Origin of the sequence: Phenylobacterium sp. (assembly GCF_020402505.1) — a bacterium.
Taxonomy (GTDB): domain Bacteria; phylum Pseudomonadota; class Alphaproteobacteria; order Caulobacterales; family Caulobacteraceae; genus Phenylobacterium.
Genome location: NZ_JADBZL010000060.1, coordinates 1 through 12,805 on the forward strand (window position 1 = coordinate 1; position 12,805 = coordinate 12,805).

A 12,805-nucleotide genomic window follows, 5' to 3' on the forward strand; every position below is an offset into this window, starting at 1 on the left:
CGAGCCCGGCGTCACCCGCCTCTTCCAGATCTGGATCCTGCCGTCGCAGGCGGGCGGCGCGCCCTCCTGGGGCGCCCGGCCCTTTCCCCGGGGCGACCGGGCGGGCCGGTTCGTCGCCCTGGCCTCCGGCTTCGCAGAGGACGCCGAGGCCCTGCCCATCCGCACCCCCGGTCGCGTCCTCGGAGCCACGCTCGGCGCCGGCGAAACCCTGGACTATGACCTTGCGACCGGCCGACGGGCCTATCTGGTGCCGGCCCGGGGCGCTGTGGAGGTCAATGGCGTCCGGATCGGGACCCGGGACGGGGCGGCCATCGCCGACGAGCCCCGCCTGCGGATCACCGCCCTGGAGGACGCCGAGCTGGTGATGGTCGATACGGCCTGAGCCCGCTGGACTACCGCCCCCAGTCCCGAGCCAGGCGATCGAGCAGACGGACCCCAAAGCCGGCCGATCCTGCGGGCTTGACGGCGTTTGCTGCGCCATAGGCGACGCCGGCGATGTCGAGGTGGGCCCAGGGAATGTCGCGGCTGACGAACTCGCCGATAAACCAGGCCCCGGTTCCGGCCCCCGCTCCACCGTCTCCGGTGTTCTTGATGTCGGCGATGGTGGAGGCCGTATCCTTTGCATAGCTGGGATGGAGCGGCAGCTTCCACAGGCCCTCGCCCGTCTGCTCGCCCGCCGCCATCACACGGTCGAGCAGGGCGTCCCCGCGGCCGAACAGGCCGGCGTAGTCGTCGCCCAGCGCCGTCCGGACCGCGCCCGTCAGGGTGGCCAGGTCGACGATGGCTGAAGGCTTCAGGTTGCGCTCGGCCCAGACCAGGGCGTCGGCCAGGACCAGCCGCCCCTCGGCGTCGGTGGAGATGATCTCGATGGTCTTGCCGTTCATGGCCGTCAGCACGTCGCCCGGGCGGATCGCGGCGCCGTCGGGCATGTTCTCGGCCAGGGCGGAGACGGCGACCACGTTCACGGGCGCGCCCGACTTCGCCAGGGACAGGACCGCCCCGGTGACGGAGGCGGCGCCGGACATGTCCATCTTCATGTCGCCCATACCGGCGCCGGGCTTGATGGAAATGCCCCCGCTGTCGAAGGTGATGCCCTTGCCCGCCAGGACCAGGGGGCCGCCTGCAGGGGCGCTGGCGCCCCGGTAGCGCACGACCAGGAGCCGAGGCGGCCGGGCCGAGCCCATGCCCACGCCAGTCAGGGCGCCCATGCCCAGGCGACGCATGGCCGTCTCATCCAGGACCTCGATCGTCACCCCCGGAACGCCGGCGAAGGCCGCCCGGGCGCTGTCGACGAAGGCCTGGGGATACATCAGGTTGGCGGGAAGGTTGGAGACGTCCCGGGCCCACTGGACCGCCTCGACCAATGCCTGGCCGCGACCCCGGAAGATCGCCTCCGCTCCCGACGCCCCGGCGCCCGTGTAGACAACGCCCCCGGGCGCGGTCGTCGGACGGTCTGAGCTCAGGAGGTCCGAACGATACTCGCCGATGCCAAAGCCCACGGCCAGGGCGGCGAGGCCTTCCGCAGAAAGCGATCCGGCTGACACCGTGACCGGCGACTTCACCTTGGCCAAGGACCGACCCAGAGCCTCGCCGGCGCCCTGCAGGCTGGCGCCTTGCGGCGACTTGCCCAGTCCCAGGACGACGACCTGCTCAAGCCCGCTAAAGGCCCTCAGGGCCAACATGTCTCCGCTGGAGAAGTCAAACGCCGCCGACTCGACCGCCCGGCGGAGGCCGGCGCCCGCGTCCGGCGTAAGGAGGACAGAGGCTCGCTCCGAGGCCTCTGCGGCGGAGCCGGCGGCGATCACGAGGACGCCGGATTTCGGCGCGGCCGTCTCGGCGAAGCTTACCGGCCGTCGGAAGGTGGCCGAGGACCAGGCGGCGGTCTCCGCCGACGACGCCGAAGCCTTGGGCGCAGCGAGGGCGGGGGCGGGTGCAAGGACCGGGACGACCAGGGCGAGGCTCAGGCCGGCCAGGGCGAGGGGACGGAACGGGGTCATGAAGGGGCCCTGAGTTTGGAGAGAAGGGAAGGCGTCACCACAGACTAGTGCCGGAAAACGCGCACGCCCGTAAAGGCCATCGTCACGCCCGCGGCGTCGGCGGCGGCGATGACCTCCTCGTCGCGGATCGACCCGCCGGGCTGGATCACCGCCGTGGCGCCCGCCTCCGCCGCCTGGATCAGGCCGTCGGCGAAGGGGAAGAAGGCCTCCGAGGCGCAGGCGGATCCCTTGGCGAGGCTCTCCGGCAAGCCCGCCTGCTCGGCGGCCTCGCCGGCGCGGAGAGCGGCGATGCGGGCGGAGTCGCGACGGTTCATCTGGCCGGCGCCGACTCCGGCGGTCTGGCCGTCCCGGGCGAAGACGATGGCGTTGGACTTGACGTGCTTGGCCACGGTGAAGGCGAACAGCATGTCTTCCACCTCCCGGGGAGTGGGCTGGCGCCTGGTGACGATCTTCAGGTCCGCCGCCGTCAGGCGCGAGGCGTCGCGGCTCTGCACCAGGAAGCCTCCGGCCACCTGCTTGAAGACCTCGCCGGGCGCCAGGGGGTCGGGCATGCCGCCGGTCAGCAGCAGGCGCAGGTCCTTCTTCCTGGCGAACAGGGCGATGGCGTCCTCGTCGGCCTCGGGGGCGACGACGACCTCGGTGAAGATCCTGATGATCTCCTTCGCCGCCGCCGCGTCCAGGCGGCGGTTAACCGCCACGATGCCGCCGAAGGCCGAGACGGGGTCGCACTGCAGGGCCCGGGCGTAGGCGGTCTTCAGGTCCGCCCCCAGGGCCACGCCGCAGGGGTTGGCGTGCTTGATGATGGCCACGGCCGCAGACCTGGCCGGATCGAACTCGGCGACCAGCTCGATCGCCGCGTCGGTGTCGGCGATGTTGTTGTAGCTGAGGGCCTTACCCTGCATCTGGCGGGCGGTGGCGACGCCGGTCCGGGGCGACTCCTCGACGTAGAAGGCCGCCGCCTGGTGCGGGTTCTCGCCATAGCGCATGGTCTGGGCCAGCTTGCCGGAGAAGGTCCGCCGCCTCGGCGCCGTTTCGCCCAGCTCCCGGGCGAACCAGGTGGAGATGGCCGCGTCGTAGGCCGCCGTGCGGGCGTAGGCCCGGGCCGCCAGGGCCTTGCGCAGGGCCAGGGAGGTCGTCCCCTCCGCCGTCAGCTCGGCCAGCACCTCCTTCAGGTCCTCCAGCTCGGTGCAGACGGCGACATAGCCGTGGTTCTTGGCCGCCGAGCGGATCATGGCCGGGCCGCCGATGTCGATGTTCTCGATGGCGCTGGCGAAGTCGCCGCCGGCCGCCACGGTCTTCTCGAAGGGGTAGAGGTTCACGTAGACGAGATCGATGCCGCCGATGCCGTGCTCGGCCATGGCCGCGGCGTGGGCCGGGGCGTCGCGCACCCCCAGCAGGCCCCCGTGCACCACCGGGTGCAGGGTCTTGACCCGGCCGTCCATCATCTCGGGAAAGCCGGTCAGGTCCGAGACGTCCTTCACTTCGAGGCCGGCGGCGGCGATGGCTGCGCGGGTGCCCCCCGTCGAGACCAGCTCGACGCCCATTTCCGAGAGGGTGCGTGCGGCCTCGACAAGACCGGTCTTGTCCGAGACCGAGATCAGAGCGCGGCGGACAGGGACGCGGTCAGGCGCGGGCGGGAAGTCGGGGGCTGCGGGCATGGCGCGCTCCGTTGGAGGTCAGGAGGTCGGCCCAGGCGAGCGGCGCAATGGCGTCCGTGCGCTCCCCGGTGGTGGCCCACCTGTTTCGCCAGTTACGCAGGACGGGGACCTTCTAGCGCCTCCGGCGATTCCCGGAAACCGCCGGCGGGGCGGTCAGCCCCTCAGGGCGGCGATGTTGGCGGCGTAGGCCTCGGGCCCGCCGCGGAAGACCGCCGTGCCGGCGACCAGGGCGGTGGCGCCGGCGTCGACGCACAGGCGCGCAGTCTCCGGCGTCACCCCGCCGTCCACCTCCAGCACGATGTCCCTGCCGCTGGCGTCGATCATTCGCCGCAGGGCCTCGATCTTGGCCAGCTGCGAATGCATGAAGGTCTGCCCGCCGAAGCCGGGATTGATCGACATGACGAGGATCAGGTCCACCTCGTCCATCATCCATTCGATCACCGAGGGCGAAGTCGAGGGGTTGAAGACCACGCCGGCCCGGGCCCCGAGCTGGCGGATGCGCTTAAGGGTCCGGTTCAGGTGCGGGCCGCTCTCGGGATGTACCGAGACGATGTCCGCCCCGGCCTCGACGAAGGCCTCCAGGTAGGGATCCACCGGGGCGATCATCAGGTGGACGTCCAAAGGGACGGTGGCGTGCGGCTTCAGCGCCTTCACGATGTCCGGCCCGAGGGTGATGTTCGGCACGAAGTGGCCGTCCATGACGTCGATGTGCAGCCAGTCGGCGCCGGCGGCCTGGACGGCGCGGACCTCCTCGCCCAGCCGGGCGAAGTCGGCCGCGAGGAGCGAAGGGGCGATGATCGGGCGCGGGCTCATGTCCCGGACTTAACCGCCCCCGCCGCCTGCGCCAAGTCCCGGCGGGCGCGGCGGTTGGGCCGGCGGGCGAAGCGGGCGATGAAGAAGCCGTCCGTCCCGCCCGGCCGGTGCGTAGGCAGGATGCGGAGGGTCCCGTCCGGCCGGTGGCTCTCCGGCGGCGCCCCGCCCTCGCCGGGGGCGATGGGGTCGAGGGCGAAGTCCGCGCTGCGCTTCAGGAAGGCGGCGACCTGGCCCTCGCCCTCCTCAGTCTCCAGGGAGCAGACGCAGTAGACCAGCCGACCCCCCGGGCGGACGCGCCGGGCGGCGGCGTCCAGCAGGCTGGACTGGGCGCCGGCCAGGGCGGCGATATCACCCGGCTTCACCGCCCAGAGGACGTCGGGATTGCGCCGGAAGGTCCCCGTCGCACTGCACGGGGCGTCGAGCAGCACCGCGTCGAAGGTCCGTCCGTCGTCCCAGCTCCCCGCGTCGGCGGCGATAATCTCGGCGGCCAGGCCGGTCCGCTTCAGGTTCTCCAGCAAGCGGCGGAGTCGGGCCGGCGAGCGGTCCAGGGCGGTGACCACCGCGCCGGTGGACGCCAGCTGCAGGGTCTTTCCGCCTGGCGCAGAGCAGAGGTCGAGGATGGTCAGGCCCGGTCGCGGGTTCAGGAGGCGGGCGGGGATGGCGGCGCTGGCGTCCTGGACCCACCAGCGGCCTTCGGCGAATCCCTCCCATGTAGAGACCTCGCCCCGCCGGGCGGTGCGCCAGGTTTCTGCGGCCACCCGGGTCAACCCCAGGGCCTCGGTCAGCGTTCCAGGATCGTGCCTGAGGGTCAGGTCGGTATCCGGCTCGTCGGCGATCACCGAGGCGATGGCGAGGGCGGCGGGGCGACCCCAGGCGGCGCTCCAGCGCGCCAGGAGCCAGGACGGCGCGAGGGCCTCCGGGTCAGACAGGTCCGGCGGCTCGCGGATCAGACCTCGCAGCACGGCGTTGACCAGGCCCTTGAAGCGGCGGGCGGCGGGGAGGGACTCCGCCAGGTCGACACTGGCGCTGACGGCGGCGTGGGGCGGGGCGCCCAGGACCAGGGCCTGGACGGCGCCCAACCGCAGGATGTTGCGGACGATCTCCGGAGGCGGGCGCGGGATCCGGGCCTCCAAGGCCTGATCGAGGGGCCCAAGTCGCCTCAGCGCTGTCAGGACAAGCATGCGGGCGAAGGCCCTGTCGCGGGGCTCCAGGCCCTCGAGGCCGGGAGCGCTGGCGTCGTCCTCCAGTCCAGCGCGGCGGGAGAGGGCGGCGGCCAGGAGATCGAGGGCGGCGCGGCGGGCGGGAAGTCCGGCGGGAAGTCGGGGTTCGGTCACGCAGGGTCGCCTGCCCGGTTCCGGCGGCCAAGGCAACTGGCGTTTCGCATCCCGGACGCCTAGATGGAGACCATGGAAGACAACGCCCCCCCCAACGCCGCCCCCGGCAAGGCCCTCACCCCCGCCGCCCGTCGGGCCCTCGAGGAGGCCGCCGCCCGAAAGGCCGCCGAGGCTGCGGAGGCCGAACGCCTGGCCGAGCAGGGCGGCCCCGCCGGCCTTGAACCCACCCGCTTCGGCGACTGGGAGCGCAAGGGCATCGCCGTCGACTTCTAGGCGGGAACCGCCGCCATCTCGGCGATCACCTTCAGGGCCGCCTCGGCCGGGTCGTTCGCCGCCGAGATCGGCCGACCGCACACCAGGTGCGAGGCGCCGGCGCGCAGGGCCTCGGCCGGGGTCGCCGCGCGAACCTGATCGTTCTTGGCCGACCATCCCGGCCGGACCCCCGGTGTGACCACCAGGAAGTCCTTGCCGCCGATTCTGCACGCCAGCTCGGCCTCCTGGGGGCTGGCCACGACGCCGGCGCAGCCGGCCGCCAGGGCCTGGTGGATGCGTCGCTCCACGAGACTTCGTGCGCCGGAGGCGTAGCCGATCGCCTTCAGGTCCTCGTCGGACAGGCTGGTCAGGACGGTGACGGCCAGGACCTTCAGGCCCGACCGCCCGACACCCCGCACCGCCGCGGCCATCACCTGGGGTTCGGCGTGTACGGTCAGCAGGTCGCAGCCGGAGTCTGAGAGGGCCGCCGCCGCACGCTCCACCGTGGCGCCGATGTCATGCAGCTTCCAGTCCAGGAAGACCTGCTTGCCCTTCCCCTTCAGCTCCCGCGCCAGCTCCATGCCGCCCCGGGCGAAGAGCTCCAGTCCCACCTTGTAGAAGCTGACCCGGTCGCCCAGGGTCGCCACCAGGTCTCGGGCCTCGGCGAGACCCGGCTGGTCCAGGGGAACAATCAGGCGAGGATCGGCGGCGAGAGTCGTCATCCTGCGGTCTCCAGGGTCGGCGAGCGCGCCAAATTGGGGTAAGGGACGCCTATGGTCCCCGAAATTTTCGCCGTCAACTTCTTCATCGCCCTCTTCGCCCTGATCGATCCGGTGGGCAATGTCCCCCTGTTCGCCGCAGCGACCCGGGGGGTGAAGAACAGTACGGCGCGGCTCATCGCTGTCTTTGTCGCCCTGTTCGTCATGGGCTTCCTGATCTTCTTCTTTTTCACGGGCCTGAGCCTTCTGGCCTTCTTCGGAATCTCCCTGCCCGCCTTCCGGATTGCGGGCGGCATCCTGCTCCTTCTCCTCGGCCTCGACATGACCCGAAACGATTTTGCCGAGTCGATGGCGACCGGGCCCGACGAGCCTCAGGAGGGCGGCCGCACAGCCCAGGCGAGGAAGCGCTTCGAGTCCATGATCGTGCCCTTCGCCATGCCGCTGCTGATCGGCCCGGGCGCGATCTCCACGGTGATCATCTACGCCAGCGAGGCGCGCGACTACGGCGTCGCTGGCGTCGCCACGGGGGTAGGGGTGATCGTCCTGGTCGCCATCTCGACCATGCTGTCCTTCTGGGCGACTCCGCTGATCTCGCGGATGCTGGGCCGGATCGGCCTGGCCATCGTGGTCCGCGTGCTGGGGTTGATCCTTTGCGCCATGGCGGTGCAGTTCATCCTCTCCGGGATCGCCGACTCCACCACCGGATTGATCCTGGAGGAGGCCTCACAGCCCTATAAGTCCTGATCGCGCTCAGAGCTTTCGGAAGCGTCCGCTTTGAGCCTCCATCAGAGCCAGGGCCCAGTCTTCCGGAAGGAGTTTTGCAAGGGCGGCGATGGCCTTGTTCGGCGCCCCCGGCACACAGACCGGTCGGTTGGCCTCCAGCGCCTCAACGCCGACTTCGGCCACCTCGTCGGCGCCCATCCAGAGCCAGGCGGGCGTGGACTGCCGGGCCAGATCCCGGGTCCCGTTCACGTCATGGAACTCAGACCATGTGAACCCCGGGCAGAGGGCGCTGACATGGACGCCGAGGGGTCGGCTCTCCAGGTGCAGGCTCTGTGAGAAGCGCACCAGATAGGCCTTGGTCGCCGCGTAGAGGGTGTGTCCCCGGGTCCCCGGCAGGAGGCCAGCGAGGGAGGCGACGTTGAGGATGCGCCCGAACCGGCGTTCGGTCATCCCGGCAAGGACCCGGTGGGTCAGCTCGGTGGGGGCGTGCAGCATCACCTGCAGGAAGTCGGCCTGCTCCTGCCACCCCGTCTCGACGAACACCCCCGGAAGGCCGTACCCGGCGTTATTGATCAGGGCGTCCACATCACGACCCGCAGCGTCCACCGCCGCCAGAATCCGGCCGGGCGCCGCCGGGTCGGCGAGGTCGTCGGGCAGAACCAGGGCCTCGACTCCAAAGCGCAGGCGCACCTCGTCGGCCAAGGCGTCCAGGCGCTCCCGGCGGCGGGCGGTGAGCGCAAGGTCGTAACCGCGCGCGGCGAGGCTTCGCGCCAGGGCGGCGCCGATTCCGGCGGAGGCGCCGGTCACCAGGGCGAGTCTTCGGTCCATGCCGTCCCCTGTCGCGATCCTTCCAAGTGTGGCGAAGGGACCCTTTCGGTTCAAGCCCCCGCCGGGCGGCGACCCGCCGGTTGTGGCCGGGGCCCAACCACCGTCGCCCTCCGGACCGGGCGCCGGCGGACGCTGACACGTTCGGTACGGGGTTGGAGGGCCAGGGTCTGCTTGACGGCTTCCATCAGGATCAGCCCCGAAAGGGGCGGCCAGAGGCGCGAGCCGACCTGCTCGAAGCCTTCGGCCCAAGCGGACAGCCAGGGAAGGGGCGGAACGTAGAGAGCCCGGGTCCAGCCGGTGGGTTCCAGCCCCGCTTCCCGCAACCGCGCGGCCAGCTGCCGTCGGCTGAAGGGGCGTCCGTGGCCGAAGGGCGTGGTCTCGAAAGGCGCCCAGGGTCCGTTGCGCGCGGCGGCGACGGCGATCAGCCGTCCGGCGGGCGCCAGCACCCGGGTCATCTCCCGCAGGAGGGCTTCAGGCTCCGGGCTTTCCTCGAGGGCGTGGACCAGGACGATCCGGTCGAATCGGGCGTTGGGGAAGGGCAGGGCGTCCTCGGCGGCGAGTGTCACGCGATTCAAACCGCCGAAGGGCCAGGCCTCAGCGCCCTGCTCCGGAGGCATTACGGCCACCGCCCGTATCGCGCGGTCCGACAGGGCCGCCAGGACCGGCGTGGCGTAACCGGCGCCCAGCACTTCCAGCCCCCCGCAGTCGCCCCAGTTCTCCCGCACCTTGCGAAGGGTCATGTCCCGCGCAGCCTGGCCGAGAGGCGAGGCGTAGAAGGCCGCCAGATCAGAGATGTCTTGCCGCATGACGCGGATTTAGGCCTAGTCGCGCCCGACCGCGAGCCCCGGAAGGTCCGGAAGGTGCGCAGAAGGAAGGACGCCATGACCCTGAACGTTCACCAGTTTCCCTGCCTGTCCGACAATTATGGCTACCTGGTGCGGGATGAGGCCTCGGGCCGCACGGCCTGCATCGACACCCCGGACGCCGCCGCCGTCCTGGCCGAGCTGGACCGGCTGGGCTGGGGACTGGACCTGGTGCTCAACACTCACTGGCATGCGGACCACGCCGGCGGAAACGCCGAGGTCAAGGCCGCCACCGGCTGCGAGCTGCTGGGGCCCGCCGAGGTCTCCGGGCGGTTTCCCGTCGACCGGGTGCTCTCGCCCGGCGAGACGGTGATCCTTGGCGAGACCGAATTCCAGGTCCTGGAGTCCGGCGGACACACCCTGGGACATATCGCCTATTTCGCACCTTCGGCGGGAGCGGCCTTTGTCGGCGACACCCTCTTCGCCCTGGGCTGCGGTCGCATGTTCGAGGGCTCGCCGGCGCAGATGTGGGCCAGCCTCCAGCGCCTGGCCGCTCTGCCAGACGCCACCCGGATTTACTGCGCCCACGAGTACACCGCCTCCAACGCCCGCTTCGCCCTGTCGGTCGACGCCGATCCCGCCGTGAAGGCCCGGGCCGAGGCGGTCTTCGCGGCCCGCGAGCGCGGCGAGCCCACCGTGCCCAGCACCCTGGGAGAGGAAAAGGCCACCAACCCCTTCCTGAGGGCGCCGCGGCTGCGCCCGGGACTTCCGCCGCATGAAGCCTTCGCCGCCCTGCGGTCCGAGAAGGATGTCTTCCGGGGCTAGCGGACTCCCGCCGCGGCCAGGATCCGGTCAGAGGAGGGACGGCCCGACATACCCTGGCCCGGGGCGACGGTGATCTCGATCACGCCCTCGCGCACCAGAGCCCGGGCTTGGCGTCCCTCGACCAGCCGCACCCTCTCCAAACCGCCCAGGACAACGCGCCCGTCCGGCAGCCTCGTCATGCGGATGATGGCCTCGGCGGCGACCATGGCGGCGTCGGCGGTGAGGGCGGAGGAGGCCGGTGAGGCGTCGGCCTCAAAGGGGATCAGCCGCCGCGCCGCCCGGGTGGCCCGGGTGCTGGCCATGGCCAGCCGCTCCAGGAGCTGCTGGGGGCCTAGGGCCGTCATGCGCAGGGCCGGTCCGCCGCCGGACAGGGCTACGGCCAGGCCGTCCGGCCGGTCGGTGGTGAAGACGGTGAGCCCCCCGGTCCGGCTGGCCCGCAGGATCGGCTCGCCCAGGTCATTAAGGTAGAGAATGTCGCCCCGCGGCGCCGGCTGGGGCCTCAGGACCCAGACCTCGGGGCTGCGGTCGAACTTGACCAGGGGCAGACCCTGGCTGCGGTCGAAGGTGAGGCGGACCCCCGTCTCGCTGATGTAGCGCGCCACCGGCGGCGCCCCCGCCTGCCCTGCGGAAGGGCTGAACAGGACGCCTCCGGTCCCCGTTGCCGACTGGGCGAGGGACTCCACCGCACCCGCGAGGACGACTCCCGCCGCCAGGAAGGCGGGAAGGAGGCCGAATCGGCTTCGGGATGTTCGCTCAGGGTGTCCGGCGGAAGGCATCACGGACATTCTTTGCACAACGACTGGGGCGGATTTTGGACGCCCTCCTCATCCCGCCATGTACTGGCCGCCGTTCAGTGACAGGGTGGACCCGGTGACGAAGCCTGCGTGCTCTCCCGACAGGAAGGCGACCATGTCGGCGATTTCCTCGCCCCGGCCGAGCCGGCCCACGGGAATCTGGGCAATGATCGAGGCCAGCACGGTCTCGGGTACGGCCTGCACCATCTCGGTGTCGATATAGCCGGGGCAGATGCAGTTGACCGTCACGCCCTTGCGGGCGTTCTCCAGGGCCAGGGCCTTGGTGAAGCCGATCATGCCCGCCTTGGCGGCGGCGTAGTTGGTCTGGCCCATCTGGCCCTTCTGGCCGTTGATGGACGAAATGTTGACGATCCGGCCCCACTCGCGCTCTCGCATGCCCTCGATAACCTGCCGGGTCATGTTGAAGACGGAGTCCATGTTCACGCGGATGACGTCCGACCACTGGGCGGGCGACATCTTGTGGAAGACCCCGTCGCGGGTGATGCCGGCGTTGTTGACCAGAACGTCCACAGGCCCAAGCTCGGCCTCGACCGCCCGCACGGCCCTGTCGCAGTCCTCGAAGGATCCGACATTTCCCTTGACGACCATCACCCCAAGTTCACGGGCGCAGGCCTGTGCGGCCTCCTCGTTTCCGGAGTAGCCCGCCGCCACCTTCATGCCGTCGGACTTCAGGCGCTCACAGATCGCCCGGCCAATGCCGCGGGTCCCGCCCGTCACAAACGCCACTCTCGCCATCGCCGCCTCCGTTGGGGGTTGAGAATCTCAGACCTGCTCGACGCAGAGGGCCACGCCCATTCCGCCGCCGACACAAAGAGTGGCCAGGCCGCGGGCCGAGCCGGAACGCTTCATCTCGTGCAGCAGGGTGGTCAAGATGCGCGCACCGGAGGCGCCAATGGGATGGCCGATCGCGATGGCGCCGCCATTGACGTTCACCTTTTCGGGATCCAGGCCCAGCTCGCGCACCACGCAAAGGGCCTGGGCGGCGAAGGCCTCGTTCGACTCCACACGGTCGAGGTCGGCCACGCTCCAGCCCGCCCGCTCGAGCGCCCGGCGGGTTGCGGGGATGGGCCCCGTTCCCATGATCTCCGGCTCGACTCCGGCCTGGGCCCAGGAGGCGATGCGCGCCAGGGGGGTCAGACCCCGGGCTTTGGCTTCGCCAGCCGACATCAGCACCAGCGCCGCGGCCCCGTCATTGATCCCGGAGGCGTTCGCCGCCGTCACCGACCCGTCCTTGGTGAAGGCCGGACGCAGGCCTGAAACGCTGTCCAGGGTCGCCCCGTGGCGGATGTATTCGTCCTGGTCGACCACCGTGTCGCCCTTGCGGCCCTTTACGATCACCGGGACGATCTCGGCGGCGAAGCGGCCGGACTTCTGCGCGGCCTCGGCGCGGTTCTGGGAGGTCACGGCGAACCGGTCCTGGTCCTCCCGGGTGATCTGCCAGCGAGCGGCGATGTTCTCTGCGGTCTGGCCCATATGGTAGCCGTGAAAGGCGTCCCAGAGACCGTCCTTGATCATGGTGTCCACGAAGGCCAGGTCGCCCATCTTCTGGCCGCCGCGCAGATGCTGGGCGTGGGGGGCCTGGCTCATGCTCTCCTGCCCCCCGGCCACCACCACCCGGGCGGCCCCGTCGGCGATCTGCTGCGCGCCGAGCGCCACGGCTCGCAGGCCGGAGCCGCAGAGCTGATTCAGGCTCCAGGCCGGCGCCTCCACCGGGACGCCGGCGTTGATCGACGCCTGGCGGGCCGGCCCCTGACCGGCGCCCGCCTGAAGCACCTGGCCGAGGATGACCTCGCTGACGTCGGCGGCGGCCACGCCCGCCCGCTCCAGGGCGCCGGCGATGGCCGTACGGCCCAGATCATGGGCGGGAAGGCCCGAAAGGGCGCCGTTGAAGGACCCGACGGGGGTCCGGGCGGCGGAGACAATGACGACGTCGGTCATGGCGGGTGGCTCCTATAGGGGTGCGGCGGCGCCTGACCCGGCGACCGCTTCCGTCACCTTCCAGAAGACGCTCGCATCGGCAATACTGCAATGCAATAAT

Annotated in this window: 13 protein-coding genes, 1 pseudogene and 1 riboswitch; of the genes and pseudogenes, 4 read left to right on the forward strand and 10 right to left on the reverse strand. The window is 71.2% G+C overall.

The window, feature by feature from the left end; all coding sequences use genetic code 11:
• Positions 1 to 382, forward strand: a pseudogene (locus tag IM632_RS04825) (hypothetical protein); the annotation flags it as partial.
• A gap of 10 nt (positions 383 to 392) precedes the next feature.
• Here IM632_RS04825 and IM632_RS04830 read toward each other — a convergent pair.
• The 4 genes from IM632_RS04830 to IM632_RS04845 all read right to left on the reverse strand — a co-directional run bounded on the left by IM632_RS04830 (position 393) and on the right by IM632_RS04845 (position 5,802).
• Entirely contained in the window at positions 393 to 1,997 is a 1,605-nt protein-coding gene (locus tag IM632_RS04830; RefSeq protein WP_296484851.1) for a leucyl aminopeptidase, read from the reverse strand.
• Positions 1,998 to 2,041: 44 nt separating this feature from the next.
• Positions 2,042 to 3,655: a bifunctional phosphoribosylaminoimidazolecarboxamide formyltransferase/IMP cyclohydrolase gene (purH, locus tag IM632_RS04835; RefSeq protein ID WP_296484854.1), complete on the reverse strand. Its 1,614-nt coding sequence runs from the start codon at positions 3,653 to 3,655 to the stop codon at positions 2,042 to 2,044.
• 22 nt (positions 3,656 to 3,677) lie between these two features.
• Positions 3,678 to 3,761: riboswitch (ZMP/ZTP riboswitch) on the reverse strand.
• Between the two features lie 47 nt (positions 3,762 to 3,808).
• A complete protein-coding gene (gene rpe, locus IM632_RS04840; RefSeq protein ID WP_296484857.1) occupies positions 3,809 to 4,468 on the reverse strand; it encodes a ribulose-phosphate 3-epimerase in 660 nt (219 codons plus the stop codon).
• Positions 4,465 to 5,802 carry an RsmB/NOP family class I SAM-dependent RNA methyltransferase gene (locus tag IM632_RS04845; RefSeq protein ID WP_296484859.1) on the reverse strand — a complete coding sequence of 446 codons (1,338 nt, stop codon included), beginning with the start codon at positions 5,800 to 5,802 and terminating at the stop codon, positions 4,465 to 4,467. The genes rpe and IM632_RS04845 overlap by 4 nt, the downstream gene beginning before the upstream one ends.
• A gap of 63 nt (positions 5,803 to 5,865) precedes the next feature.
• Here IM632_RS04845 and IM632_RS04850 point away from each other — a divergent pair, with 63 nt between their 5' ends.
• Positions 5,866 to 6,075: a DUF1674 domain-containing protein gene (locus tag IM632_RS04850; protein ID WP_296484861.1), complete on the forward strand. Its 210-nt coding sequence runs from the start codon at positions 5,866 to 5,868 to the stop codon at positions 6,073 to 6,075.
• On the opposite strand, the gene pyrF is transcribed toward IM632_RS04850, so the two are convergent.
• Positions 6,072 to 6,776 carry an orotidine-5'-phosphate decarboxylase gene (gene pyrF, locus IM632_RS04855; RefSeq protein WP_296484862.1) on the reverse strand — a complete coding sequence of 235 codons (705 nt, stop codon included), beginning with the start codon at positions 6,774 to 6,776 and terminating at the stop codon, positions 6,072 to 6,074. The two genes, IM632_RS04850 and pyrF, sit on opposite strands and share 4 nt — an antisense overlap.
• A gap of 51 nt (positions 6,777 to 6,827) precedes the next feature.
• On the opposite strand from pyrF, the gene IM632_RS04860 reads away from it, so the two are divergent.
• Complete coding sequence (locus IM632_RS04860; RefSeq protein WP_296484864.1) at positions 6,828 to 7,517, forward strand: MarC family protein; 690 nt, start codon at positions 6,828 to 6,830, stop codon at positions 7,515 to 7,517.
• Between the two features lie 6 nt (positions 7,518 to 7,523).
• Here IM632_RS04860 and IM632_RS04865 read toward each other — a convergent pair whose 3' ends face one another.
• Together IM632_RS04865 and IM632_RS04870 are read right to left on the reverse strand one after the other, a co-directional pair.
• Positions 7,524 to 8,324: an SDR family oxidoreductase gene (locus IM632_RS04865; RefSeq protein WP_296484867.1), complete on the reverse strand. Its 801-nt coding sequence runs from the start codon at positions 8,322 to 8,324 to the stop codon at positions 7,524 to 7,526.
• 50 nt (positions 8,325 to 8,374) lie between these two features.
• Positions 8,375 to 9,130: a class I SAM-dependent methyltransferase gene (locus IM632_RS04870; protein ID WP_296484869.1), complete on the reverse strand. Its 756-nt coding sequence runs from the start codon at positions 9,128 to 9,130 to the stop codon at positions 8,375 to 8,377.
• A 75-nt stretch (positions 9,131 to 9,205) separates the two neighbouring features.
• On the opposite strand from IM632_RS04870, the gene gloB reads away from it, so the two are divergent.
• Complete coding sequence (gene gloB / locus IM632_RS04875) at positions 9,206 to 9,952, forward strand: hydroxyacylglutathione hydrolase (RefSeq protein WP_296484872.1); 747 nt, start codon at positions 9,206 to 9,208, stop codon at positions 9,950 to 9,952.
• Here the strand turns inward: gloB and IM632_RS04880 are convergent.
• Genes IM632_RS04880 through IM632_RS04890 form a run of 3 tightly spaced genes read right to left on the reverse strand, consistent with a single transcriptional unit; the run spans position 9,949 to position 12,705 of the window.
• Complete coding sequence (locus tag IM632_RS04880; RefSeq protein WP_296552054.1) at positions 9,949 to 10,728, reverse strand: DUF4908 domain-containing protein; 780 nt, start codon at positions 10,726 to 10,728, stop codon at positions 9,949 to 9,951. The two genes, gloB and IM632_RS04880, sit on opposite strands and share 4 nt — an antisense overlap.
• Before the next feature lie 48 nt (positions 10,729 to 10,776).
• Positions 10,777 to 11,502, reverse strand: a complete 726-nt coding sequence (locus tag IM632_RS04885; RefSeq protein WP_293521926.1) for a beta-ketoacyl-ACP reductase — start codon at positions 11,500 to 11,502, stop codon at positions 10,777 to 10,779.
• Between the two features lie 27 nt (positions 11,503 to 11,529).
• The gene (locus IM632_RS04890) at positions 11,530 to 12,705 is read right to left on the reverse strand and encodes an acetyl-CoA C-acetyltransferase (RefSeq protein WP_296484877.1); all 1,176 of its coding nucleotides are present in this window, start codon (positions 12,703 to 12,705) and stop codon (positions 11,530 to 11,532) included.
• Between the last annotated feature and the right edge of the window lie 100 nt (positions 12,706 to 12,805).

Bases quoted from the DNA above. Each gene is read 5' to 3' on its own strand.
- IM632_RS04880 (WP_296552054.1), bottom strand. From the start codon at position 10,728: ATGCCTTCCGCCGGACACCCTGAGCGAACATCCCGAAGCCGATTCGGC.
- purH (WP_296484854.1), bottom strand. From the start codon at position 3,655: ATGCCCGCAGCCCCCGACTTCCCGCCCGCGCCTGACCGCGTCCCTGTC.
- IM632_RS04885 (WP_293521926.1), bottom strand. From the start codon at position 11,502: ATGGCGAGAGTGGCGTTTGTGACGGGCGGGACCCGCGGCATTGGCCGG.
- IM632_RS04860 (WP_296484864.1), top strand. From the start codon at position 6,828: ATGGTCCCCGAAATTTTCGCCGTCAACTTCTTCATCGCCCTCTTCGCC.
- gloB (WP_296484872.1), top strand. From the start codon at position 9,206: ATGACCCTGAACGTTCACCAGTTTCCCTGCCTGTCCGACAATTATGGC.
- IM632_RS04865 (WP_296484867.1), bottom strand. From the start codon at position 8,324: ATGGACCGAAGACTCGCCCTGGTGACCGGCGCCTCCGCCGGAATCGGC.
- IM632_RS04890 (WP_296484877.1), bottom strand. From the start codon at position 12,705: ATGACCGACGTCGTCATTGTCTCCGCCGCCCGGACCCCCGTCGGGTCC.
- IM632_RS04870 (WP_296484869.1), bottom strand. From the start codon at position 9,130: ATGCGGCAAGACATCTCTGATCTGGCGGCCTTCTACGCCTCGCCTCTC.
- rpe (WP_296484857.1), bottom strand. From the start codon at position 4,468: ATGAGCCCGCGCCCGATCATCGCCCCTTCGCTCCTCGCGGCCGACTTC.
- IM632_RS04830 (WP_296484851.1), bottom strand. From the start codon at position 1,997: ATGACCCCGTTCCGTCCCCTCGCCCTGGCCGGCCTGAGCCTCGCCCTG.
- pyrF (WP_296484862.1), bottom strand. From the start codon at position 6,776: ATGACGACTCTCGCCGCCGATCCTCGCCTGATTGTTCCCCTGGACCAG.
- IM632_RS04850 (WP_296484861.1), top strand. From the start codon at position 5,866: ATGGAGACCATGGAAGACAACGCCCCCCCCAACGCCGCCCCCGGCAAG.